Annotated in this window: 23 protein-coding genes and 1 other annotated feature; of the genes, 15 read left to right on the top strand and 8 right to left on the bottom strand. The window is 28.5% G+C overall.

Annotated features, from left to right (window positions below):
• Positions 1–55: 55 nt before the first annotated feature.
• Entirely contained in the window at positions 56–226 is a 171-nt protein-coding gene (locus CLTEP_RS03725) for a DUF362 domain-containing protein (RefSeq protein ID WP_066822851.1), read from the bottom strand.
• A 434-nt stretch (positions 227–660) separates the two neighbouring features.
• Here CLTEP_RS03725 and ymfI point away from each other — a divergent pair, with 434 nt between their 5' ends.
• Positions 661–1,401 carry an elongation factor P 5-aminopentanone reductase gene (gene ymfI / locus CLTEP_RS03720; RefSeq protein WP_066822848.1) on the top strand — a complete coding sequence of 247 codons (741 nt, stop codon included), beginning with the start codon at positions 661–663 and terminating at the stop codon, positions 1,399–1,401.
• 170 nt (positions 1,402–1,571) lie between these two features.
• Positions 1,572–1,883, top strand: coding sequence for a hypothetical protein (locus CLTEP_RS03715; RefSeq protein WP_066822845.1), 312 nt, complete (start codon positions 1,572–1,574; stop codon positions 1,881–1,883).
• A 122-nt stretch (positions 1,884–2,005) separates the two neighbouring features.
• Here the strand turns inward: CLTEP_RS03715 and CLTEP_RS03710 are convergent, their stop codons facing one another.
• The 6 genes from CLTEP_RS03710 to CLTEP_RS03685 form a co-directional block, all read right to left on the bottom strand.
• Positions 2,006–3,163 (bottom strand): putative bifunctional diguanylate cyclase/phosphodiesterase, encoded by a 1,158-nt coding sequence (locus CLTEP_RS03710; protein ID WP_066822843.1) that lies wholly within the window; start codon positions 3,161–3,163, stop codon positions 2,006–2,008.
• A 288-nt stretch (positions 3,164–3,451) separates the two neighbouring features.
• Positions 3,452–4,426: an acyl-CoA dehydratase activase gene (locus tag CLTEP_RS03705; RefSeq protein ID WP_066822842.1), complete on the bottom strand. Its 975-nt coding sequence runs from the start codon at positions 4,424–4,426 to the stop codon at positions 3,452–3,454.
• Positions 4,392–5,513 carry a 2-hydroxyglutaryl-CoA dehydratase gene (locus CLTEP_RS03700; protein ID WP_066822840.1) on the bottom strand — a complete coding sequence of 374 codons (1,122 nt, stop codon included), beginning with the start codon at positions 5,511–5,513 and terminating at the stop codon, positions 4,392–4,394. The genes CLTEP_RS03705 and CLTEP_RS03700 overlap by 35 nt, the downstream gene beginning before the upstream one ends.
• Positions 5,455–6,405 carry an acyl-CoA dehydratase activase-related protein gene (locus CLTEP_RS03695; RefSeq protein ID WP_066822838.1) on the bottom strand — a complete coding sequence of 317 codons (951 nt, stop codon included), beginning with the start codon at positions 6,403–6,405 and terminating at the stop codon, positions 5,455–5,457. The genes CLTEP_RS03700 and CLTEP_RS03695 overlap by 59 nt, the downstream gene beginning before the upstream one ends.
• A 237-nt stretch (positions 6,406–6,642) precedes the next feature.
• Positions 6,643–7,929, bottom strand: coding sequence for an MFS transporter (locus CLTEP_RS03690; RefSeq protein ID WP_066822835.1), 1,287 nt, complete (start codon positions 7,927–7,929; stop codon positions 6,643–6,645).
• A gap of 126 nt (positions 7,930–8,055) precedes the next feature.
• Positions 8,056–8,493 carry a MarR family winged helix-turn-helix transcriptional regulator gene (locus CLTEP_RS03685; RefSeq protein ID WP_066822832.1) on the bottom strand — a complete coding sequence of 146 codons (438 nt, stop codon included), beginning with the start codon at positions 8,491–8,493 and terminating at the stop codon, positions 8,056–8,058.
• Between the two features lie 98 nt (positions 8,494–8,591).
• Between CLTEP_RS03685 and CLTEP_RS14610 the strand changes: the two genes are divergently transcribed.
• From CLTEP_RS14610 to lgt, 4 genes are all read left to right on the top strand, one after another.
• Entirely contained in the window at positions 8,592–8,816 is a 225-nt protein-coding gene (locus CLTEP_RS14610) for a hypothetical protein (RefSeq protein ID WP_153016274.1), read from the top strand.
• Positions 8,817–8,964: 148 nt separating this feature from the next.
• Positions 8,965–11,091: a beta-propeller domain-containing protein gene (locus tag CLTEP_RS03680; protein WP_066822829.1), complete on the top strand. Its 2,127-nt coding sequence runs from the start codon at positions 8,965–8,967 to the stop codon at positions 11,089–11,091.
• 103 nt (positions 11,092–11,194) lie between these two features.
• The gene (locus tag CLTEP_RS03675; RefSeq protein WP_066822826.1) at positions 11,195–12,478 is read left to right on the top strand and encodes an L-cysteine desulfidase family protein; all 1,284 of its coding nucleotides are present in this window, start codon (positions 11,195–11,197) and stop codon (positions 12,476–12,478) included.
• Positions 12,479–12,677: 199 nt separating this feature from the next.
• On the top strand, positions 12,678–13,457 hold the full coding sequence (lgt, locus tag CLTEP_RS03670) for a prolipoprotein diacylglyceryl transferase (RefSeq protein ID WP_066822823.1): 780 nt from the start codon (positions 12,678–12,680) through the stop codon (positions 13,455–13,457).
• A 100-nt stretch (positions 13,458–13,557) separates the two neighbouring features.
• On the opposite strand, the gene CLTEP_RS15530 is transcribed toward lgt, so the two are convergent.
• On the bottom strand, positions 13,558–13,866 hold the full coding sequence (locus CLTEP_RS15530) for a hypothetical protein (RefSeq protein ID WP_066822820.1): 309 nt from the start codon (positions 13,864–13,866) through the stop codon (positions 13,558–13,560).
• A 235-nt stretch (positions 13,867–14,101) separates the two neighbouring features.
• On the opposite strand from CLTEP_RS15530, the gene CLTEP_RS03660 reads away from it, so the two are divergent.
• From CLTEP_RS03660 to CLTEP_RS03620, 9 genes are all read left to right on the top strand, one after another.
• Positions 14,102–14,827, top strand: coding sequence for an ABC transporter ATP-binding protein (locus tag CLTEP_RS03660; protein ID WP_066822818.1), 726 nt, complete (start codon positions 14,102–14,104; stop codon positions 14,825–14,827).
• Positions 14,820–16,487 carry a putative ABC transporter permease subunit gene (locus CLTEP_RS03655; protein ID WP_066822816.1) on the top strand — a complete coding sequence of 556 codons (1,668 nt, stop codon included), beginning with the start codon at positions 14,820–14,822 and terminating at the stop codon, positions 16,485–16,487. Before CLTEP_RS03660 ends, CLTEP_RS03655 begins: the two co-directional genes overlap by 8 nt.
• A 168-nt stretch (positions 16,488–16,655) precedes the next feature.
• A complete protein-coding gene (locus tag CLTEP_RS03650) occupies positions 16,656–16,943 on the top strand; it encodes a nitrous oxide-stimulated promoter family protein (RefSeq protein WP_084364609.1) in 288 nt (95 codons plus the stop codon).
• Between the two features lie 151 nt (positions 16,944–17,094).
• Positions 17,095–17,529, top strand: a complete 435-nt coding sequence (locus CLTEP_RS03645) for a MarR family winged helix-turn-helix transcriptional regulator (RefSeq protein ID WP_066822814.1) — start codon at positions 17,095–17,097, stop codon at positions 17,527–17,529.
• A gap of 13 nt (positions 17,530–17,542) precedes the next feature.
• Complete coding sequence (locus tag CLTEP_RS03640) at positions 17,543–17,908, top strand: HsmA family protein (RefSeq protein ID WP_066822810.1); 366 nt, start codon at positions 17,543–17,545, stop codon at positions 17,906–17,908.
• A 248-nt stretch (positions 17,909–18,156) separates the two neighbouring features.
• Positions 18,157–18,579, top strand: coding sequence for a nucleotidyltransferase domain-containing protein (locus CLTEP_RS03635; RefSeq protein WP_153016272.1), 423 nt, complete (start codon positions 18,157–18,159; stop codon positions 18,577–18,579).
• Positions 18,566–19,021: a hypothetical protein gene (locus CLTEP_RS03630; RefSeq protein WP_066822805.1), complete on the top strand. Its 456-nt coding sequence runs from the start codon at positions 18,566–18,568 to the stop codon at positions 19,019–19,021. The genes CLTEP_RS03635 and CLTEP_RS03630 overlap by 14 nt, the downstream gene beginning before the upstream one ends.
• Positions 19,022–19,283: 262 nt before the next feature.
• The gene (locus CLTEP_RS03625) at positions 19,284–19,796 is read left to right on the top strand and encodes a DUF255 domain-containing protein (protein WP_066822802.1); all 513 of its coding nucleotides are present in this window, start codon (positions 19,284–19,286) and stop codon (positions 19,794–19,796) included.
• 22 nt (positions 19,797–19,818) lie between these two features.
• Positions 19,819–21,174, top strand: coding sequence for a S41 family peptidase (locus CLTEP_RS03620; RefSeq protein ID WP_066822799.1), 1,356 nt, complete (start codon positions 19,819–19,821; stop codon positions 21,172–21,174).
• A gap of 105 nt (positions 21,175–21,279) precedes the next feature.
• Positions 21,280–21,512 (top strand) — a binding site (T-box leader).
• The last annotated feature ends 7 nt before the right edge of the window (positions 21,513–21,519 follow it).

Here is a 21,519-nt window from a genome sequence, read left to right as displayed (position 1 = left end):
CACCTACAAAAATAAATCTTGTAGGTGTAACTGATTTATTACTACTATGTTGTTATTATTCAGCAACAGGAGCACCAACTGGGCAAACATTAGCACAGTTTCCACAATCGATACAAGTACTTGCGTCGATTACATAGATTCCGTCTCCTTCAGTAATAGCGTTAACTGGACATTCAGAAGCACAAGCTCCACAACTGATGCATGCATCTGTAATTTTATATGCCATACCAATTTCTCCTTTCATATTAAAATTTACACAATAATAATATCATAAAAAATTTAATAAATAAAGCGTTTTTCAAAAAAAGAAATGATATTCATTATCAATTGGCTGGACTTACATTTGAGATCAAAGCAAAGTTAAAACAAAGTGAATCAATGAAATCCGCTTAAGCATCATCTTTCATTGATTCACTCTCTTATGTTGCGCAAGATATATTTTGGCTTACACAACACTTTCAAAGAAAACAACACAGTATTTTCTTTGAAAAATGACAGTTATAACTAATGTATATATATAAAAGATGGATCCATCCTAAAAGCAATTAGCTATCAACTATCTAAATTTATTATATGCAAAGTAATAAAATATATACAAAAAATAAAAAATGATATAATATTGATGTATTAATTATAGAAAAAATAAAGAGGGTGATTCATTTGAAATTGAAGGGTAAAGTGGCTGTTATTACTGGAGGGTCAAGAGGAATAGGGAAGGCTATTGCTATTGAGTTTGCTAAAGCTGGAGCGGCGATTATTATAAATTATAATAAAAATGATGAAGAAGCGTATAAAACGACAGAAATGCTTAGAGGATTAGGTGTATATGCAATTTCTTCAAAAGGAGATATAAGCGATTATAATTATGCCAAAAATCTAATTGATTTTGTAATTGAAAGATTTGGAGTATTAGATATTTTAGTAAATAATGCTGGCATATCAAAGGTTAATCTCTTTATCGATAATACCGAAAAAGATTGGGACGATATAATTGGTATAAATTTAAAAGGAACATTTAATTGCTCACATAATGCTACTAAATATATGATAAGCAAGAAGAAAGGGTGCATTATAAATATATCATCTATATGGGGAGAAGTTGGAGCATCATGTGAAGTCATTTATTCCGCGTCTAAGGGAGGAATAAACTCTTTTACAAAAGCATTGGCAAAAGAATTGGCACCATCAAGTATTAGGGTTAATGCAATTGCACCTGGGGTTATTGATACTGAAATGAATAAATGGCTTACATATGAAGAAAAAGATGAATTGAAAAATGAGATTCCTATGATGAAATTTGGTAAAACAGAAGATGTAGCTAAATTAGCATTGTTTTTAGCTAGTGATGATGCAAGCTATATTACAGGAAAAGTATTTACGGTAGATGGGGGCTTATTATAATTAACAAATTTTTAATACTTTTTTAAAGGTTATATATTACAATATAACATAATGTGTGATATAATATATATAGAGGTATTCGTTATATTCTTAAAACGGTACAGTATTCAAAACAAAATTATGAATTTTAGAAATTGATGAGTATAACATAAAAGGAAAGAAGGGATATTATGGTGTATTTGAATGGATATAATTTAAAGAGTTTTCTTAAGATGCTTTTAGTAGCATTGTTTATACTTGGTGTTGGTATAACTATTTTGCCTATAGCGGTTACTTTAGTTTCAGTAGTTTTGTTGTTTATATTTGGAATATGGGGAATAAATAAGCTTATAACATATTTTTCTAATAAGATATTTAAAATAAAGAAAAGAGCAAATTGTAAAAGTAACAGTTTTTCAAAAACTAATAAAGGTGTTGTTGTCGAGATAGTTACAGTGGATACTTCTTATGATGGAGAAGTAATTGATGTGGAATACAAGTAGTAGTAATTATGATGAATAGAATGGTAAGTGAAAAAACGCCCAATTATCCCCCGGGCGTTTTTTCATAAAGATGTGTTAAGAATACATGTCAAGTGAGTTTGCTTTATTTTATATTAATGTATCTAATTAATATATGATACTTTATTTAGTAGATTTTCGAAATTATCTGCTGACAAGGGTTTGCTAAATAAAAAACCTTGTATTATGTCACAATTTTGAGAACTTAATATTTCTAATTGATCATTTTTTTCAACACCTTCAGCAATAACATCGAGATTTAGAGTATGTGCTAATTCTATTACAGTATTTGTAATAGCTCTATCACGGTTATTTGTACTTATTTCGTCAATAAATGATTTATCGATCTTTAATGAATCAATAGGAAGCTTAGTTAGATAATTTAATGAAGAATAGCCTGTTCCAAAATCATCAAGTGAAATTTTTATACCCAAATCATTGAGTTGTTTTAGTATTTCTGTTGAATGTTTAAAATTCTTTATAGCAGTTGACTCAGTTATTTCGATTTTTAACCATTTAGGTTCTAAACAAGATTCAGTTAAAGCATCTTTAATATTCTTAATTAAATTAGGATTTTGAAACTGTAAAGCAGATATATTTACAGAAACGGGAATAGGATAGTAACCTAAATCTTGCCAAAGTTTATTCTGTTTGCAGGCTGTGCGTATAACATAATCATCAATTTCGGATATCAATCCAGTTTCTTCTGCTATTGGAATAAATTTGGAAGGTGAAATAAAACCTTTCGAAGGGTGAAACCATCTTATAAGAGCTTCCATTCCTACTAATTTACCTGTCTTAACGTCAACTTGGGGCTGGTAGTTTATAGAAAACTGTTCATGTTTTAATGCATAGCGTATTTCATTTTCAAATGATTTATGATGCGAACTTGTATTTATACTTTTTTCATATTTTTTTGCTTTAGTAATATCCATTCCTATGGTCAATATAAATTTTACGTTTTTATATTCATCGTAGATTATTTGATTGGTACAAAAAACATTTATGATTTTGTCGTTTGATTTTATTATAAATTCGTTTTCAAATGAATTAACATCTTCATTTAAACTACTTTTGTATGGAAGGATATTATTTTCCCAATATTCAGACAAAATACTGTTTCGGGATGCTTCAACAAAGTTATTAATATAATTGCTTAAGTCTACTATATTTCCTTTTGTGTCCCATAAAACCATCATTACATTACTTTTCTTAATTGCATCATATAAATTCTTTTCTAAATCATATTGTATAGTAAGCATGAATTATACCTCCGGGTGAGTGAAAGATACAGAAATGTGTAATTTTACATAAAAATCCACACATTCTGCGTCATATACAAAAATAATTCTATATAGTAACTTTGAATTCCTTTTTTTTTGAAATTTTTTATAGGATTTATCAATTCTATAAGGAAAATTAAAGTTTTTTGTTTCAAATGGAGTAGAATCTCCAAATGAATTATCGATGTTTTGCTTTAGAAAAACGAGTTAACAAGATTTCAACTTCTATAAAGGGAATATCAAGGTTTTTGCTTTAATAAAACGGGTTTACTGTACTTTGTCAGAAAGTATAACATCCATATTACTCCATTTGCCGCATCTATCCCCAAAACATCCAATTACATTTTTACCATCATATATTCGTACAACTTCGCATTGGTTAGGACAACCATTGCATTCAAAGCTTTTTGAAATAAAAGTTTTATCAGCAGTATTGAAACCTTTAAATAGAGTTTTAGTGCACTTCTGCATTTTTTCTTTAGCCAATATTGCACTTCCGATAGCACCCATTAAATTGTAATGTTTAGGAATTATTATTTCACAATTTAATGATTTTTCAAATGCTGCCTTCATGCCTTTATTGGCAGCTACTCCTCCTTGAAAGAATATTTTTGGTTTAATATCTTTGCCTTTTGCTATATTGTTGAGGTAATTTCTAACAAGAGCTTCACATAATCCACCAATAATATTTTCTTTACTGTATCCTAATTGTTGTTTATGTATCATATCTGATTCTGCAAAAACTGCACATCTACCAGCTATTCTAACGGGGGAATCTGCTTTTAAAGCATAATCTCCAAATTCTTCAATAGGTATCTCAAGCCTTTCAGCTTGCCTATCTAGAAATGAACCAGTTCCGGCAGCACATACTGTGTTCATGGCAAAATCAGTTACAATACCATCTTTTAATATAATTATTTTTGAATCTTGACCGCCAATTTCAAAAATTGTTTTAACTGATTTGTCAATTTCAAGTGCTGCAACAGCATGTGCTGTTATTTCATTTTTTACAATATCAGCTCCAAGTAAAAACGAAGCTATATGACGACCGCTTCCCGTTGTACCAATTCCTTTGATTTGACTATCTGAATATTTTTCTTTTAATATAGAAATACCATTTTGTATAGCTTTTATTGGACTACCCTTTGTTCTCAAATATAATTTATCTATAACTGTATTATTTATGTCAATTAAAACAATATCTGTACTAACTGAACCTACGTCTACACCCATATAATACATTTTTATTTTTCCTCCTTTCAAGCATATCTAAAAATGCTTCTATTCTTGTAATATAACCTGCTTCGCCTGTCATCTCATCAACTATTAGTGACATTACTGGGAAGTCTTCATTTTTTGATATAGAGGGGAGTATAGATTTGGTAACAATTTCAGGCATACATCCCATAGGAAAAATTTGAATAGCACCATCAAAACCGTATTTTTTAGCTAACATGACTTCGCCAATGCATTCTCGTCCATGTCCACCTATGTAAAAAGGTAAGTACTTTTTTGAAGCTATTCTTAAATCTAAAGAATTTAATTTTAATGGTTTTAAAGCAGCATCTTTTACCCACCAACTAGGTGTAAGATGTCTTGAAGATGAAACACCATAATCCATAAGTTTATCTTCAATGTACAAATTTGAGAAAGGTTCTAGAATAGTATAGATTTCACCTATTATTGCGATTTTAAGTGGATTTTTGTCTTTATTTATGGGTACTTTATCAAGTTTGTTTTTATAGTATTTTAATATATTAATCATTTCCTGTGGGGATGTAGACTTTGCAGAATCGAGTTTGCATTTGTTGAGCAATATTTTGCATTCACCTTTGTTTAATTCATATCCTGCTAAGTAATGTGCTTTTGCTTCTATTTTATCTATTAGCGTAATGACATTATAAGAATACTTTAGTGCTTTGATTTTTTCACTATTTTTTTTAGTACTTGCTGATGAAATTTTATTTATTCTGTTTAAGAATTCTTTTTTGCCAATGCCATTCTTAGTAGGGGCATCGATTACAATAAAATCAAGATCATATCCTAATTTTTTTAGTATGTTGATTTGAAGTTCACAGTATTCCCCAAATCTACAAGGGCCACAACTTCCGGTTATAATTACAGTATCTGCACCTTTTTCTATACTTTGTATGTAATTGCCTATCATAATTTTAAATGGAAGACATATTTCTTCTGGTGAATATAAAGAACCAATTTCCAATGCTTTTTTGTTACTTGGTGGAGGAATTACAGAATCAATTCCTAATCCATCAAACAGTGCTTTGCTTGCTAAGTAGGTATTCCCCAAATGAGGAAAGGTTATTTTCATGCTGAGTCCTCCTTTCAAGCATATCTACAAATGCTTCTATTCTTGTATTAAATCCTGCTTCTCCTGTTTGCTCATCAATTTTTAATACCAACATAGGCGTGTCATATATATGTTCTTTAATCAGTTCTACTACAATGGAGTCTATACCACATGCAAAAGAGGATAAATAAATAATTCCGTCAATAGTTTTTGCGTGTGCTAGATAAACAGAAGAACCATATGATTGTCTAGCAAATGACCAAAAAGGTTTTTTAAATAATATTTTAATTTCTTTGTCGATATATTTTGAAGGTACGAATTCCTCTGTAATAATACCAACGCCTAATGAATTAAGTTTTTTGACTAAATTCATGTTTACGAAGCTGTCATACACATTGTAAGGATGACCAACTAAAGCAATTCTTAAAGGATAACTATTATTCTTTATTCCACATGGAAATTTTTTTTGTTCATTCAATGCGGCTAAAAAAGCTTTCTTAATTCTAAATCTATTATTTGTGATTACAGAACCTGTTTTGATTGCCCATTTATATAAATTATTTTTACTAGTTGCATATATTGGGGCAGATAGCATATTGGGCATGTTTGGTATATCGTTAAATATCATTTCTGGAAGTCCACAAAACTTTGGGCATATATATTCGCCTTCATGTATACTCATAATTCTTGGGATTAAAATAAAATCACAGTTATCTTTTATTTCGGCAACATGACCGTGAAAAACCTTAATGGGCAAACATGCTTCATCAACACAATATTTGATTCCTAAATTGAGTATTTTCTTATTCGTATCGTTTGATATTATTAGCTTGCAGTCGAGTGCTTTGAAAAATGATTCGAAAAATGGATAATATTTATAATATAAGAGTCCTTTTGGAATACCAATAATCATAAAAAACCTGATAATGATTTTATACCAGGTATTCACCTACCTTTCAGAAATATCAGCTATACATCTGAATATTATTGACATAAATATATTGTTTATTCATTGATTAGCAATTTTTCATAATAAAACTTATTTTATGACAAAAGCACAGCTTACACTGTGCTAAAGTATTATTAATCATATATTACCATGAATCATAAAATTTCAATTCAATATAAATGGTGTATTGAAGATTTATGATCAAAATGACTTTACTTTACGATTTCTAATAAAGAATGCTATACTTCCGAGTAGTCTAAAGAATGCAGATGCGTATAAAGCAAAATAAATAGAAAAATGATTTTGAATTATATTACCTACTATTGGTGCTATGGATAGTGTGATGCTTGTAAGAGTTACATGAATACCAACATAAAAAATTCTATCTTTATCAGGAGTAACTTCTAATAGAGAATTCAACAATACTGTTACAGTACCAGAAGTAAAAAATGCAGAAATTACTGAAACAGTGGCTAGTATTTTTAAATTTGGGGAAAATGCATACAACAATGGTGTTGCAGCCATACCAAGAGTGGTTACTGCCATTACAGGTGGATTTCCCTTTTTATCTATGAGTACGTTCCAAAATTTATAACAAAAGAACATTGTTATAGACGAAACTATGCTTATTATAGCTATCCAGTGTTCATCAGCACCTAAATATTTTATTTGATAAATGCTGAAGAGGGGCCAACCCATTTGCCAACCAAAATGATATATTAATGAACATAAAATAAATATCCAATATTTTTTGTTGTTTTTTGTGCTAAGTATAACTTCAGGTGTTTTCATTAAATAATAAAATATGCTCTTTTTATGAGTGCTTGAATTTCTATCAATTGATGATGGGGAATTTTCTTTTAATTTGCTAAAAGTATATATTTCAATTAAGCCTATCAAGAAACTTACAATAAAGAATATTTGATATATTTTTAATATTATATTGTTGGTTTTACCAAAATGTTTTAGTATATAGTCAACAAGAAGAACTGTCATTAACTGTGCAATTATTGAAAACATATTTCTTGATGATATAGCAGTAGCTCTTTTTTGTTCAGGAAATATATCACCAGTAAAACTTTGCAAGGAAGTTACAGATACCGATTCAGGATATTGTTTTAAAGATATTAGTATTACGAATATAATAGGTTGATATTCTACGGGTAAAAGGGGTATAGCAGCAAATAGTAATATGAATAATCTGCTGCTAAAAAAGAATTTATTCATTGTCTTTCTTTTATTAATAGTGTCGTTTATTATGAGAATACCAGGAATAGTCGAAAAAACGGCTACTAAACCAGGTAGTGCATTGAGAAGAGAAATATGGAAATCACTACCACCTATTCTATAAAGAAATTTTGCAGTAAAAGGTTTAAATAAATTCATCATTATAGTAAATAAAAAACCATTTAAAACATAGAACATAATATTATGCTTAAATAAACTTTTAGAATATGTTGATTCTGATTTGGAATTTTCATAGCTCATTAATAGCACCCCCAATTGCATTTATTGAAGCTTTTGCTTCATGTGGAGTAGAGTCTCCACCTAAAGTTTCGATGTTTTGCTTTATTAAAACGAGTTCACTGTATTCAACATAATGTATAGTTTATATTATTTATTGTATGAATTTATTATAGAGGATAAATATTTAATTAGATTTTCTTTATCCTCAATGGATAGCTCAGAAGAATGTTTTTTAATAAAGTCAACCCTTTTTTTAATTACATCATTTATCAATGAATGACCTTTTTCAACTGCTTTTACATTAACAACTCTTCTATCTTTTGTATCTCTTGTTCTTTTAACTAAATTATTTTTTTCCATTCTATCTATTATGTCGGTTATTGTACTAGGAGCTAGATAAAGTTTGTTGCTAAGTTCACTTATAGTAATTTCTCCTTCACTAATTATTATTTGAAGAGCATTAAACTGAGGAGGAGTCATATTAAAGTCGCTTAATAATTCTCTTCCGTTTTGCTTTATTATAAAACATAGTTTTCTGAGTAGAAGTTCAATAGATGCATTTTTATCGCTTTGTTTTGTATTCATAAATATTCCCCTTTCAAATATTTAGATTATCGAATTATTATATACTCAAAATATAATTTAGTCAATATATTTTTGTTTATCATTAACAAATATTGAATATGTTTAATATAATGTACTATGAGTTTAATAAAAAGAATGTTAAATGGGTAGTAGAAGAACATAACCTTATAAAAGAAAGGGGCGAAAATATGTTCAATTCTTTCTGTAATGATGATGTTCTACTGGCCATAATTATAATAATACTTCTATTTGGCTTTTGTGGATTTGGCTTATTTGGATATGGCTTAGGATATGGATGTTGTTGCATGCCATGTTGTTGTTAATTTTTGAGAGTTACAATTGTATATAAAATAAATTAAAGAGCATACAGTGATTTTATGTATGCTCTTTTTGCAACTAATTTTCAATGTAAAACGTTATTTATATGTAGAGGTGTTTTATATATTATTTTGTGTGAAGGTGGTTTATTATATGTTCAATAAGTGTAAAATTCTGTTGTATAGTTTTGCTATACTAATGGTTATGATATTTGTGAATTTTTTCTATACAGTAAATGCTTTGGCAGATGGTGATAAGAATAGCAATATTATTTCTAGTGTTAATTCGTATAAAAATTTAAAGTTGCTTTTTAGTGATTTTAATAAAACTTATTTAGATAATGACTTTGATGAGGATACACTAGTTCCAACTTTAACTTATTCAAATATTGATAATGATGTTATGAATAAGTGTAACTCAATAATATCTGATGGAGAATATATATTTAGAATTAATAAGAACAGTATTGAGATAGTCAAGGTGCTTCCCTGTAATGAAATGATGATAGCAAATACGATTGATTTTGGGGATGAGTTTTCTCCTACAAACATGTATGTAAATGATAATAAGCTTTATGTGATAGGGAATTATAGCATACATCAACAAGTTTTTGAGAAGAAAATTGTTAAGACATATGTATTTGATGTTAGTAATAAGGACAAAATCATAAATATCAGAACATTTGAAGTGTATGGAAATTATGTGGCATCACGTATTGTTGATTCTAAATTATATGTTATTACAAATGAGTTAACTAATTATTATTCCATCAAAAAAGGTGAAAATTTAGTGCCAAAATACAGGGATAGTATATTAAATGATGAGTATAATGAATTGGATTTAAGTAACATTGACTTTATTCCTAATTTTAGTGTGCCAAACTATTTGATTATTTCTAGTATGGATTTGACAGACATTGATAGTGAAATACAATTTTATTCATGTATAGGAACAGGAAATAACATTTATGTTTCTGACAAAAATGTGTATGCTGTGATTAATAGTGATGATTGTCAAAATACAAGTGTTTACAAATTTGCTCTAAATGATGAAAAAGCTGAATTTGAGGCATTTTCAGATATAAAAGGTAACATAATAAATCAATTTTCAATAAATGAATATGATTCATATTTGAGAATTGCAGCGAGTATAAGAGATGAAGATACAAAATCAATAAGCAATAGATTATATATACTAGATAATGAATTAAAAGTTGTTGGTGAGCTATATAATATTGCGGATGGTCAAGAAATAAAAACAGTAAAATTTATGAGTGATAATGTGTTTTTTAGTACATTTGAAGAAAGAAGTCCAGTGTACATTATAAATGTTGCTGAACCTTGTGAACCTAAAAAAGTAGGTAGTACTAATATTCCAGTATTAAGCAGTTATATGTATCAGTACGATAAAAACCATTTTATAGGTATTGGATATGAGAAAGAGGACATGTTTGAAATAACATCAAAAGGTGATATAGAAGATTTAGGTCCTCTTGAAAATGGAATGAAGCTATCAATGTACACTATAGATGATAGTGGTAATATTTCTGAGAAATTTTCTTACAAAATAGGCGATAGTGGTACTTATTCAGAAGTGTTGAATAATTGTGAGGCTATTTATTTCTCTAATAAGGATAATTTGTTAGCATTACCAGTATCTATATTTAAGAGAGGGGATAGTGGTGAAAGCAAGTTTGATTTTCAAGGTGTATATGTATTCAATATAGACCCTCAAAATGGTATAAAATTAAAAGGTAATATTATCAATATAGACAGAAAAACTATTGAATCTGAGAATTACCATAATGTAAATGATGAGATAATACAAAAAATATTTTGTATTCGAGATAATCTCTTTACTATTTCCAATAATAAAGTAGCAGCATATGATATTGAGTCATTGGAAGAGAATATGCATATAAATATTGATAAGTATATAAATATTAAGAAATATATTAAATTCAAAAGAGGATGCTTGAGACTTAATGATGTTTTCTTATGTAAATCAAATATAACTCACAAGGGAAAAGATTATTTTATAGAGTTTACTGAAAAAGCTTCTGGCGAAGATAAGTGGAATGTTGATATTAAAGATAGTGATATAATAGCATTAAAAAATGATAAAGTGTTTGAATTAGGAAATATAAAATCTAATTACGATTATGTAAAACATGTATGGAGATTTAAAGCATTAAAGAGTGGAGATACCAAAATAATATTTAGAAGTACAGATAAAAATAATAATAATACAATTGAATTCATTGTTCATGTTGATAATTAGAATATATTAAAAGTTAAAGTTATATTTTACTTGATAAAATGTGATATATAATTTATTATAATGGTGTAACATAATAATAAATTATACGAAAGGAAGAAATAATATGGATTGTAGCGACTGTAGGAAATTTATTGAATTATTAAAAACAGAAGTTGTACCTGCTTTAGGGTGCACAGAACCGATAGCGGTAGCATTAGCTGCTTCAAAGGGTATACAAGCATTGGAAAAAGAAGCAGAAAGTATTGATGTCTTTGTAAGTGGTAATATATTAAAGAATGGAATGGGTGTTGGAATTCCAGGCACAGGTATGACAGGATTGGATATTGCAGCGGCATTAGGTGCAATAGGTGGTAATCCAGATGCTGAATTAGAAGTGTTAAAAGATATTACTAAAGAAGATGTTAATGAAGCAGTTAAAATGGTTGAAGAAGGTAAAGTTACTATTATCCACAAGAATGTACCTGATAAATTATATATTGAGGTAATTTGCAAAACTAAAGAAGAGTACTCAAAAGTAGTAATTAAACAAAAACATACTAACATTGTTCTTATTGAGCGTAACGGTAATGCAATATTTAAAGATAATTCAAGTGAAGAGAATGTAGTTACGACTACTGAAGATAGAGATTTTGCAACTATTGATAATATACATGAGTTTGCTCATGATGTAGAATTAGATGATATAAAATTTTTATTAGAAAGTGTGAAATTAAATAAAAATGTAGCTAAGGAAGGATTAGAAGGCGATTATGGTTTGAAAGTGGGCAAAACCATTGCAGAGAATGTCAAAAAAGGTATTCTATGCGATGATATTCAATCATATGCTATGAGTTTAACAGCTGCAGCATCAGATGCAAGAATGGCAGGGTGTATGTGTCCTGTTATGAGCAATTCAGGAAGTGGAAACCAAGGAATTACCGTGACATTGCCTATTGTTGCGGTGGCAGAAAAGTTAGAATCAAGTGAGGAAAAATTGCTAAGAGCTTTGGCTATTGGTCATCTTACAGCGATTCATATTAAAACTTATCTTGGTAGATTATCGGCACTATGTGGTGCTACTGTAGCAGCAACAGGTGCAAGTGTTGGTATAACATATTTGTTAGGTGGAAATTGTACTCAAGCAAAATATGCAATTAAGAATATGGTTGGAAATGTTGCAGGAATGATTTGTGATGGCGCAAAAATAGGATGTGCATTGAAGGTATCTACATGCACTAGTGCGGCGGTTCAATCGGCACTATTAGCAATAAATGATATAGTGATTTCTGAAAAAGAAGGAGTAATAGATAGAGATATAGAAAAAACTATTAAGAATTTGGGTACGATTGCTACGCAGGGAATGAATCAAACTGATAATGTTATACTCGATATAATGGTTAGCAAATAGTAATGTAAGGTTGTCTCTTTTAGGGACAACCTTAATTAATATAATTATAATGTAAAATATTATAATTCTTTAAAGAAAAATACAAACAAAAATACGAATTTTATAAATTGACAGGTATATCTTTAGAAAAATAACTTGATAAATTCAATGCAAAGGCATAGAATAGTTCATATAATATTATTTTCAGGGGGTTTTTAGAATGAATCCGATTGCATTTACTATATTTGGTTATGATATAAGATGGTATGGCATTATGATTTCTATTGGAATTATTGCAGGAATTCTGCTTTCAATATATTCTTGTAGTAAAAAGGGTGTTGATAATGATATACTTTTAAATGCTGTGCTTTTAGCACTTCCTATTGGAATAATAGGAGCTAGAATGTATTATGTTGTTTTCAATTGGGATTATTATTCAGGCGATATATTGCGTATGATAAACATAAGGCAAGGTGGATTGGCTATTCATGGAGGAATAATGTTCGGTATTTTGACTGCATTTTTTTACTTTAGAAGCAAAAAGGAAAGCTTCATTAAATATTTAGATGCAGCTGCACCTTCAGTTGTGTTAGCACAAGCAATTGGAAGATGGGGAAACTTCTTCAATCAAGAAGCACATGGTGGACCAGTTTCTTATGAGTTCATAAAACATTTTCCTAAGTTTATTCAAAATGGAATGAACATAGGAGGAGTTTATTATCATCCTACTTTTTTATATGAATCTATTTGGGATATTGTTGTTTGCATAATACTCCTTCTAATTTTAAAAAAGAATGAGAATAGAAGAGATGGCATGGTTATAGTCTCTTATTTAGGGTTGTATTCTATTGGAAGGTTTTATATTGAAGGACTGAGAACGGATAGCCTAATGTTGGGTTCTATAAGGGTTGCACAATTAATGAGTTTAATAGGCATATCTATTTGGGTTATTTTTATTATTGTGAGCTTTATTAGAAATAAAAGATTAAATAGCAAATAGATATTCAGTGAAAAAACTCTCAACATTTTTGTTGGGAGTTTTTTATAATAGACAAGTACTAGTAATTGGAAAGATTTTAGGTTTTTAGCACTTATGCTAACTAGAAAGCTACAGGACGAACATGTCTTCTTAAATATTTATTATGTTGTATGTCATATCTTATGTTTTTATGAATTTTATTTAATCTGTTATTATTATTTGAATATTTAGTTGCATTAAAATTATATCCCTTTATACCATCTTGAATTAAATCTATTGAACCTAGAGCAATATGGGCTATACCGAATCCTATTAAGCCACTTGCTACTTTAGGTGCAATTTTTTTGATGCAAAGTGCTGTACCAATACCTGTAACCAATGTACCTAAGCCTGTTTCAATAAATCCTTCCTGAACATTTTTTACCTTCATAATAGCCCCCTTTAAGAAAATTTATAGTTATTATTATGTTTCTCTAATTTTGAACTTTTATTCATAGAACATTATAAAATGGTTGTAAGTATCTCAGTTGCATTGGTTAGTATTAAAATTAATAACAATATATTACAAATAAAAGAAAATTTTCGGAATATTTTTATGAAGGAAATTATATTAATTTGTGGAATAGTAAATATTAAAACAAGATTAAGTATTGGGGGCATGGAATTTGATAGAATTAATTAATGTAAATAAGACTTATGGAGGAACTGTTAAAGCAGTTGATAATTTGAATTTAACGATTTCAGATGGAGAGATATTTGGGTTTTTAGGACCAAACGGAGCAGGAAAAACAACTACAATAAAAATGATTACTGGAATTTTGGAAAGCGATAGTGGAAGTATAAATATTAATGGAATCGATATAAGCAAGAATCCACTTGAAGCTAAAAAACAATTTGGATTTGTTCCAGATAGTCCAGACATGTTTTTGAGATTGAAGGGAATAGAGTATTTGAATTTTATGGCTGATATATATAATATATCAAAGCAAGAAAGAGAAAAAAGGATTCAAAGCTTAGCAGAAAATTTTGAGATGACATCAGCCATAGGTGATCAAATAAAAAGCTACTCTCATGGTATGAGGCAAAAGATAATAATAATGGGAACTCTTATTCATGAACCACCTATATGGATTTTAGATGAACCTATGACAGGGCTTGATCCTAAATCTTCTTTTAGGTTGAAGCAAATAATGAGAGAGTACGCCGATAGTGGAAAAACAGTGTTTTTTTCAACACATGTGCTTGAGGTTGCAGAAAAAATTTGTGATAGAGTTGCAATTATAAACAAGGGTAATATACTTTTCTGTGGAAGTTTAGATGAAATGAAAGAACACTTTAAACAAAATGAATCACTAGAAAAAATGTTCTTGGAGATGATTGAAAATGAATAGATTCATTGCATTAACAAAAGTATTATTTAAAAATACAGGCAGTTCTATAGTGACAAATGGTAATACTAAGCAAAAGTTAAAATCCTATTTGATTGTATTATTTTTAATAGTATGTTTTTTGCCTATGGCTATAAGTTTAGGAGCATTTACAAATAAGGCTTATGGTGTTTTATCATCAATAAATCAAGAAGGACTTATATTGGGACTCGGTTTTGGAATAGGAAGTATGTTGATTTTTATTTTTGGTATTTTTTATGTTATGGGTACATTTTACTTTTCAATGGATATAGAAAATTTGCTTCATCTTCCTTTTAAGCCGTCAGATATATTGGGTGCAAAGTTTGTCATAGTGCTTGCATTTGAGTATTTAACTGAATTTGTTGTTTTACTACCAATATTGATTGGATACGGTGTTGGTTCAAAAGGCGGAGTATTGTATTATCTATATTCATTTATAACTTTTTTAACACTGCCAGTAGTTCCACTCATAATTGCATCTTTAATTGTTATGGTAATAATGAGATTTACTAATATAGCCAAAAATAAAGATAGATTCAAAGTTGTAGGCGGAATGATTGCTATTGTAATTAGTGTTGCTATTAATCTATTTATACAGAGGACTTCACAGAGTGGAGCAAGTACAGAAGAAATTAAAAATATGATTATAAGTGGAAATAATTCACTGATAGGATTAGCAACGAAAATATTTCCTAATTCTAAATTCGCAGCATACGGTGTGGCACAAAGTAGTAATTTATCTGGTGCAGTAAATATGCTTGTATTTCTAATTATTGCTATTGCTGCAATTATAATATTTATTTTAGTGGGTGATATGCTTTATTTAAAAGGTGTTATTGGAATATCAGAAACCACTTCAAGAAGAAAGAAATTGACTAGTGACGAATTAAAAAAGAATACTAAGCAGAACTCTATTATAAAATCATATACTATTAAGGAAATAAGAATATTACTTAGAACGCCAGCATATTTTATGAATTGCGTTTTGATGAATTTCTTATGGCCTGTAGTTATACTTATTCCTATGTTTACGAATTCAAATGGTATGAGTGATATACATGAATTTGGAAAATTTATTTTAAAACCTGATATAATTGGAACAGCTCTAGCATGTGCAGTTGCGATAGTTGTAGTTATAACAGCATCTAGTCCAGTTGCATCTACAGCGATTTCAAGAGAAGGACATAATTTTTTTACTAATAAATATTTGCCTGTTGATTATAGAATACAGATAATGTCTAAGGTTTTTTCAGCATTTATACTAGGAATTTTCAGCATGCTTATTCTATTAGTAGTTTTGATACCATTTATAAGACCATCTGTTATTTTAGTTGTGCTTATTGTATTAGCGGGTACGCTTGGAATTCTCTTTAGCAGTTTTACTGGAGTACTTGTAGATATAAATAGTCCTAAGCTGAACTGGGATAATGAACAAAAAGCTGTAAAGCAGAATTTGAATGTGTTCTTAGGTATGTTACCATGCTTAGTGTATTCAGGAGCAATTGCGTTTATAGTATTCAAATTTAAATTAAGTATTGTGGTAGCTTCTGTTATTTTAGTTGGAGCATTTGGTGTTATAGATATAATACTTTATAGGTTTTTGATGACAAAAGGAGTAAGTATGTATGGAAAAATAAATTAAAGTTTTAATAAAAAAGTTCTTCAATATGAAGGACTTTTTTTGTTGCATAATATAAACTTTAGGTGTATACTAAAAATAGTTCGTATACGAAATATTTTTAGTATAAGGCATTGAAAAAATTAATAGGTAAAAGTATTTTTGGAAGACGTTTAATAGGGGGAGAGTAATGTGGATAAGCTTGATAATGAGAAAAAGTTATTAGGAGATATGATAGATTTATATTGCAGAAAGAATCATAATTCAAAAGATGATTTGTGTCCAGATTGTAAAGAATTAAAAGAATATGCTTTTTATAGGCTCTCAAAATGTCCTTTTGGAAACGACAAAAAAAGCTGTGTGAATTGCAAAATAAAATGCTATGATAATAAACATAAGGATAGAATAAAAGAAGTTATGAAGTTTTCAGGGTGGAGAATATTTTTTAGACATCCTATATTGACAATTAAACATTTTTAGAATTTGAAGTTTTTATAATGTAAACTTGTTTTAATGAGGCAAAATATAGGAAAATTCAGAGGGGACTCTACTCCATTTGAGGCAAGCAGTTTCAACATTCTATTTATAGAGGTTGGAGTCTTGTGAGATTAATAAAGAGGAAGCGATAATAATGAAAGATAAAGTAAAAGGATTACAAATAGGATTGCTTATAAGAGAAATAAATTCTAAGATAAATAGTAATCTCAGAAGTAAGTTTGAAAACACAGGATTAACACTTCCGCAAATTATGCTTGTAAGAATACTACTAAAGTATAAAAAATTAAGGGTAAGTGAAATAAGTGAAAAGATGAGTCTAGCTAAGAGTACTGTTTCAGGAATTATTGATAGACTTGAGAAGCAAGCTATAATAAAAAGAACACGGGATAGCAAGGATAAAAGAATAGTGTATATAGAGCTTGCAAGTGAAGGATATGAATTAGGTATGAAATTTCGTGACAATATAGAAGGGTATTTTGGTAGCATTTTTGATGATACCAGTGAAGAAGAAATAGAAATTATTATTAATGGGCTTAATACATTAAAAAATGTATTAGATAGAGAATAAGGGGGAAGATTTTATGTTGACTTTTGCAATTGTTTTTATAACTAGTGCATTAATTTGTTATACTATTGGAGTTTGGAGTGAAAAAATAGCAGGAATACTTAAAAAGTGGCATTTAGTATTTTTTTGGATTGGTTTTTGTTTTGATACATTAGGTACAACACTTATGGGAAAGATAAGTGGCGGCTTAGAGTTTAATGTACATGGAATAACAGGAATTATTGCTATTTTGCTTATGCTTTTCCATGCTGTTTGGGCTACAACAGTTTTGGTAAAGAATAATGAAAAATCTTTAAAGAATTTCCATAAATTCAGTTTATTTGTGTGGTTTATGTGGTTGATTCCATATTTAACTGGAATGATGCTTAATATGGTTAAATAATTAATGTAAACTTATTTATGACAACATGAATTTTGATTAGTAGTATGCTTAATACTGTTGAATGGTAAAAAAGTCTCCCATCTCATGTAGGTGGGAGATAAATATATATAGAGAAAATATTTCATACTTAACGAAGTGGGCTTGAAATGAATTTGAATAAAATTCATTTATAGGATAGAATAATAAGTAAGTTGTTTTTAATACAAATATAGATTATAAAAAAATTCATTAGCATGAGGGGTGCTGATATGGATAAAGTAAATAACATTCTTTTATCAAGTTGTGAATTAAGTAGATATGATGAAAATGTTATATCTTTAACTTTGTTTGGAAGTTATAATACCAAATATTGGATTGAAGGTAAAAGCGATATCGATATTTTAGTATTAATTAAACATAAGAATTTTGATTTGGAATATAATATTGAGCAATACTATTATTCATCAATATCAAAACACTTTCAGTATGATAAAATTCATTTTACTTTTATAGGTTTAAATGATTTTGATAAAGTATTTGCAGATATTTATATAGATTTTGAGGATAAGATAATTTTTGATATGGACTTACATTATGATTTCCTTATGTATATCAGTAAATTTAACAGAGTTAATGAAAACCTCATAAATTTAGTAAGAAGGGATTGGGAATCAAAATATGGTATATTATAGATATAAAAAAGAAAGATTAAATGACAAATTTAATAGTGCATATGATTTTTTGATAAAAATTAGAGAAGCGGTAAAGTTATATTGTGATATGCCTAATGATGTAATAGCAAGAGGAATGACAGGCTACTTTTCAGACTTTACAGAATATATAATAGATATTTGTGAAACATATTTAGTGATTAATGATAGATATAATACAAGATTAAGTGGCGTTGATTTGGTGAAAAGTGCTTCAAAATTTGGTTTAATGGATGAATTCCTTTGTGATTTCATGGTTAAATGTATCGTTCTCAGAAATAGATTTACACATGATTATTATAAGAGAGATATTGCAGAAAAAGATATAATAGAGTTTTGTCATTCAAAAATGTTATATCTTGATATATTTTTAGAAACATCAAATGAATTTATTAAGTTAAAATATAAGTTCAATAAAGCATAAAATATTTAGAGTTAGCTATAGTACTCATATGTAAGTGAACTCGTTTTGTTAAATCAGAACATCAGGACTTCAGGTGGAGACTCTACTCCACCTGAAGCAAAAGCTTCAATTTCTAAATTATAGAAGTAGAGGTTTTGTAAAATCGATAAAACGATTTTAAATACACAATAGGTTCATAGGTTTTCATGTCCATGACTATATTCTTTCTATTGGGAAATAATAAATTCATCTGAAATGATATGCTAAATAGGAGGAAAAGACTTTGGGAAAAGGTGATTATTTAATTAGCACAATAGATGAATTTGCAAACAATGATTTGATATGGTACCCATGGGAAGAATATGTGTTTGATAAGGCAAGATGTGAGAATAAACCTATTTTTTTAAGTGTGGGTTATAAAAATAATGAAAGTTATGATATCATATATAAAGAGTGTATAAATAATCAGAAAGTAATAAAAATTTTAAACAATAGTTTTATTCCAATAGAGTTTTGTAGTGCTGTAAACACTAATATTGATGTTTACATGGCAGCGTGTAGACTACTAAGTGGGTGTTGTAGTTTGCCTTCTTCAGTATTTTTAACTTATGACAAAAAACTATTTTATTCAGTCGATATTGGCTTAAATAAAGGAAGCAAATGTAAAGTTGAAAATTTTATTGATATACTAAAGTCTATTGTAGAGGTTTGGAATGATGATAATAAGAGAATAATTGATGCTTCAAATGAATTGACAAAGGCTATTCATACAGTTTTCGACCTAAACACTAATTAAGGCAGCTTTGAGGTGATAATTTTTGAAAAGGAAAATATTCTACAGGATATCTTTATTGGCGTTGATTGTTTTAATACTATCTATGTTTGGTGGTTGTAAAAAAGACAAAAATTGTTCAACAACTGTTACCGAGAGAAAGATTTATGGTTCAAATGATGTTTTTAATGAATACAAAGTTCAACAGGATTTGAAATTTGTTAGAGATAAACTCATAGAGGTTCATCCGTATGTGTATAACACTGTGAATAAAGAAAAATTTTATTCAGAGTGGAATAAAATAATTGAAAGTTGCACTAATTCAATGACTTATGATGAAGTTTATTTCAAAATTTTAGAGGGTATGAAACTTATTAATGATATGAATACTACTGCTTTTTATGATGCAAAAACAGAAAAAATACCTTTGTATTTTACTTGGAAAGAAAATGGAGCATGGATTACTAAGAATGTTAATTATTTAAATGTTGGAGATGAAATAATTAAAATAGGTAATAAAAGCATGTATGAAATATTAAATGAAATACAAGAAATCTACCCATCTAAAGATGAAGTTGATGCTATGTACTTTGCTACTAGTCAAATAAGAAATAGATATTTACTGAAAAAGCTAGGTCTTATTGATAGCAAAGGCAGGGTTAGTGTTGATGTAATAAGCAGTAACAATGATGAAAAAATAGTTATGTTGAATTTTGCTAAAGCAATAGACAGTGATGTGAAAAGTAAATATAAGAATGTAAGTTATGTTGTTAATAATAATGGAGTAGCAATATTAAGATTAAATAGATGCGTCAATGATGAAAATTATAGAAATACTCTACAAAAATTTTTCAATGAGTGTTTTAAAAACAATGTAAAATATATAGCATTGGATTTGAGAAAAAATGTTGGTGGAGATATTTCAGTATTAAATGAATTTTTGAAATTTACAGATATAAAACAATATAGGACGTTTGATGTAAAATATAGAACTTCAAAAGAGGCAAAGGCTGAAGGGTTTAAAAATAAATTATTTAGAAGTACAAAAGTAAAAATCAAGCATAAAGAAGGTAATTTATATAGTGGAAAATTAATGGTTTTGGTATCATCTGAAACAAGAAATGAGGGTAAGCAGATAGCTGTTATATTTAAAGAAAACAATATAGGCAAAGTTATTAGTGATTGTACAGGCTTATATATTGATGATTTTGGCAAGAACATTAAATTTATAACTCCAAACACAGGAATTAGATTTGTAGTTTCGACAGCAGTATTAAAGAAACCTTATTATAATAAAAGAGATAGCAATATTTTAAGACCAGATGAGTATGTACGTTACAAACAAAAGGACATAATGGATGTTAAAGATACTATTATTGAGTGGATTAATACACATCATTAGAAATTTTTATTATAAAATTCAAAATGATACTTGTATAATTGTTTTGTTTTGCGTATAATATTACTATATTTTTTGTTAAGTTAATTTATTATAGAATTGAAAGACATAAAATCTATGAAGAGAAGAGTACTTTCTTAGGCGTTCTTAAAGCGAGCAGATTGTGGTGGGAGTTCTGTAGAAACCTAGGTTAGGAAGAGAGTCTCGGAGATGCTACCTGAAATACAAAATAAATTTTTGTTAAGTAAGGTGTGACGTTAGCTGCGTTAAAGCTTTGAGTGAATTAGACAGTATTAGTGTTTAATTAAATAGAGTGGTACCGCGGAAAATCCGTCTCTACATTTTGTA

It is taken from the genome of Clostridium tepidiprofundi DSM 19306, from assembly GCF_001594005.1.
Taxonomy (GTDB): Bacteria; Bacillota; Clostridia; order Clostridiales; family Clostridiaceae; genus Clostridium_AC; species Clostridium_AC tepidiprofundi.
This window is presented reverse-complemented; position numbering and strand designations above follow the sequence as displayed.

What these genes read in the sequence shown, in the direction of transcription:
- CLTEP_RS03630 (WP_066822805.1), top strand. Translation starts at nt 18,566, where the DNA reads ATGGTATATTATAGATATAAAAAAGAAAGATTAAATGACAAATTTAAT.
- CLTEP_RS15530 (WP_066822820.1), bottom strand. Translation starts at nt 13,866, where the DNA reads ATGAAGGTAAAAAATGTTCAGGAAGGATTTATTGAAACAGGCTTAGGT.
- CLTEP_RS03680 (WP_066822829.1), top strand. Translation starts at nt 8,965, where the DNA reads ATGTTCAATAAGTGTAAAATTCTGTTGTATAGTTTTGCTATACTAATG.
- CLTEP_RS03725 (WP_066822851.1), bottom strand. Translation starts at nt 226, where the DNA reads ATGGCATATAAAATTACAGATGCATGCATCAGTTGTGGAGCTTGTGCT.
- CLTEP_RS03675 (WP_066822826.1), top strand. Translation starts at nt 11,195, where the DNA reads ATGGATTGTAGCGACTGTAGGAAATTTATTGAATTATTAAAAACAGAA.
- lgt (WP_066822823.1), top strand. Translation starts at nt 12,678, where the DNA reads ATGAATCCGATTGCATTTACTATATTTGGTTATGATATAAGATGGTAT.
- CLTEP_RS03700 (WP_066822840.1), bottom strand. Translation starts at nt 5,513, where the DNA reads ATGAAAATAACCTTTCCTCATTTGGGGAATACCTACTTAGCAAGCAAA.
- CLTEP_RS03645 (WP_066822814.1), top strand. Translation starts at nt 17,095, where the DNA reads ATGAAAGATAAAGTAAAAGGATTACAAATAGGATTGCTTATAAGAGAA.
- CLTEP_RS03715 (WP_066822845.1), top strand. Translation starts at nt 1,572, where the DNA reads ATGGTGTATTTGAATGGATATAATTTAAAGAGTTTTCTTAAGATGCTT.
- CLTEP_RS03635 (WP_153016272.1), top strand. Translation starts at nt 18,157, where the DNA reads ATGGATAAAGTAAATAACATTCTTTTATCAAGTTGTGAATTAAGTAGA.
- CLTEP_RS03640 (WP_066822810.1), top strand. Translation starts at nt 17,543, where the DNA reads ATGTTGACTTTTGCAATTGTTTTTATAACTAGTGCATTAATTTGTTAT.
- CLTEP_RS03685 (WP_066822832.1), bottom strand. Translation starts at nt 8,493, where the DNA reads ATGAATACAAAACAAAGCGATAAAAATGCATCTATTGAACTTCTACTC.
- CLTEP_RS14610 (WP_153016274.1), top strand. Translation starts at nt 8,592, where the DNA reads ATGTTTAATATAATGTACTATGAGTTTAATAAAAAGAATGTTAAATGG.
- CLTEP_RS03695 (WP_066822838.1), bottom strand. Translation starts at nt 6,405, where the DNA reads ATGATTATTGGTATTCCAAAAGGACTCTTATATTATAAATATTATCCA.
- CLTEP_RS03705 (WP_066822842.1), bottom strand. Translation starts at nt 4,426, where the DNA reads ATGTATTATATGGGTGTAGACGTAGGTTCAGTTAGTACAGATATTGTT.
- CLTEP_RS03690 (WP_066822835.1), bottom strand. Translation starts at nt 7,929, where the DNA reads ATGAGCTATGAAAATTCCAAATCAGAATCAACATATTCTAAAAGTTTA.
- CLTEP_RS03710 (WP_066822843.1), bottom strand. Translation starts at nt 3,163, where the DNA reads ATGCTTACTATACAATATGATTTAGAAAAGAATTTATATGATGCAATT.
- CLTEP_RS03655 (WP_066822816.1), top strand. Translation starts at nt 14,820, where the DNA reads ATGAATAGATTCATTGCATTAACAAAAGTATTATTTAAAAATACAGGC.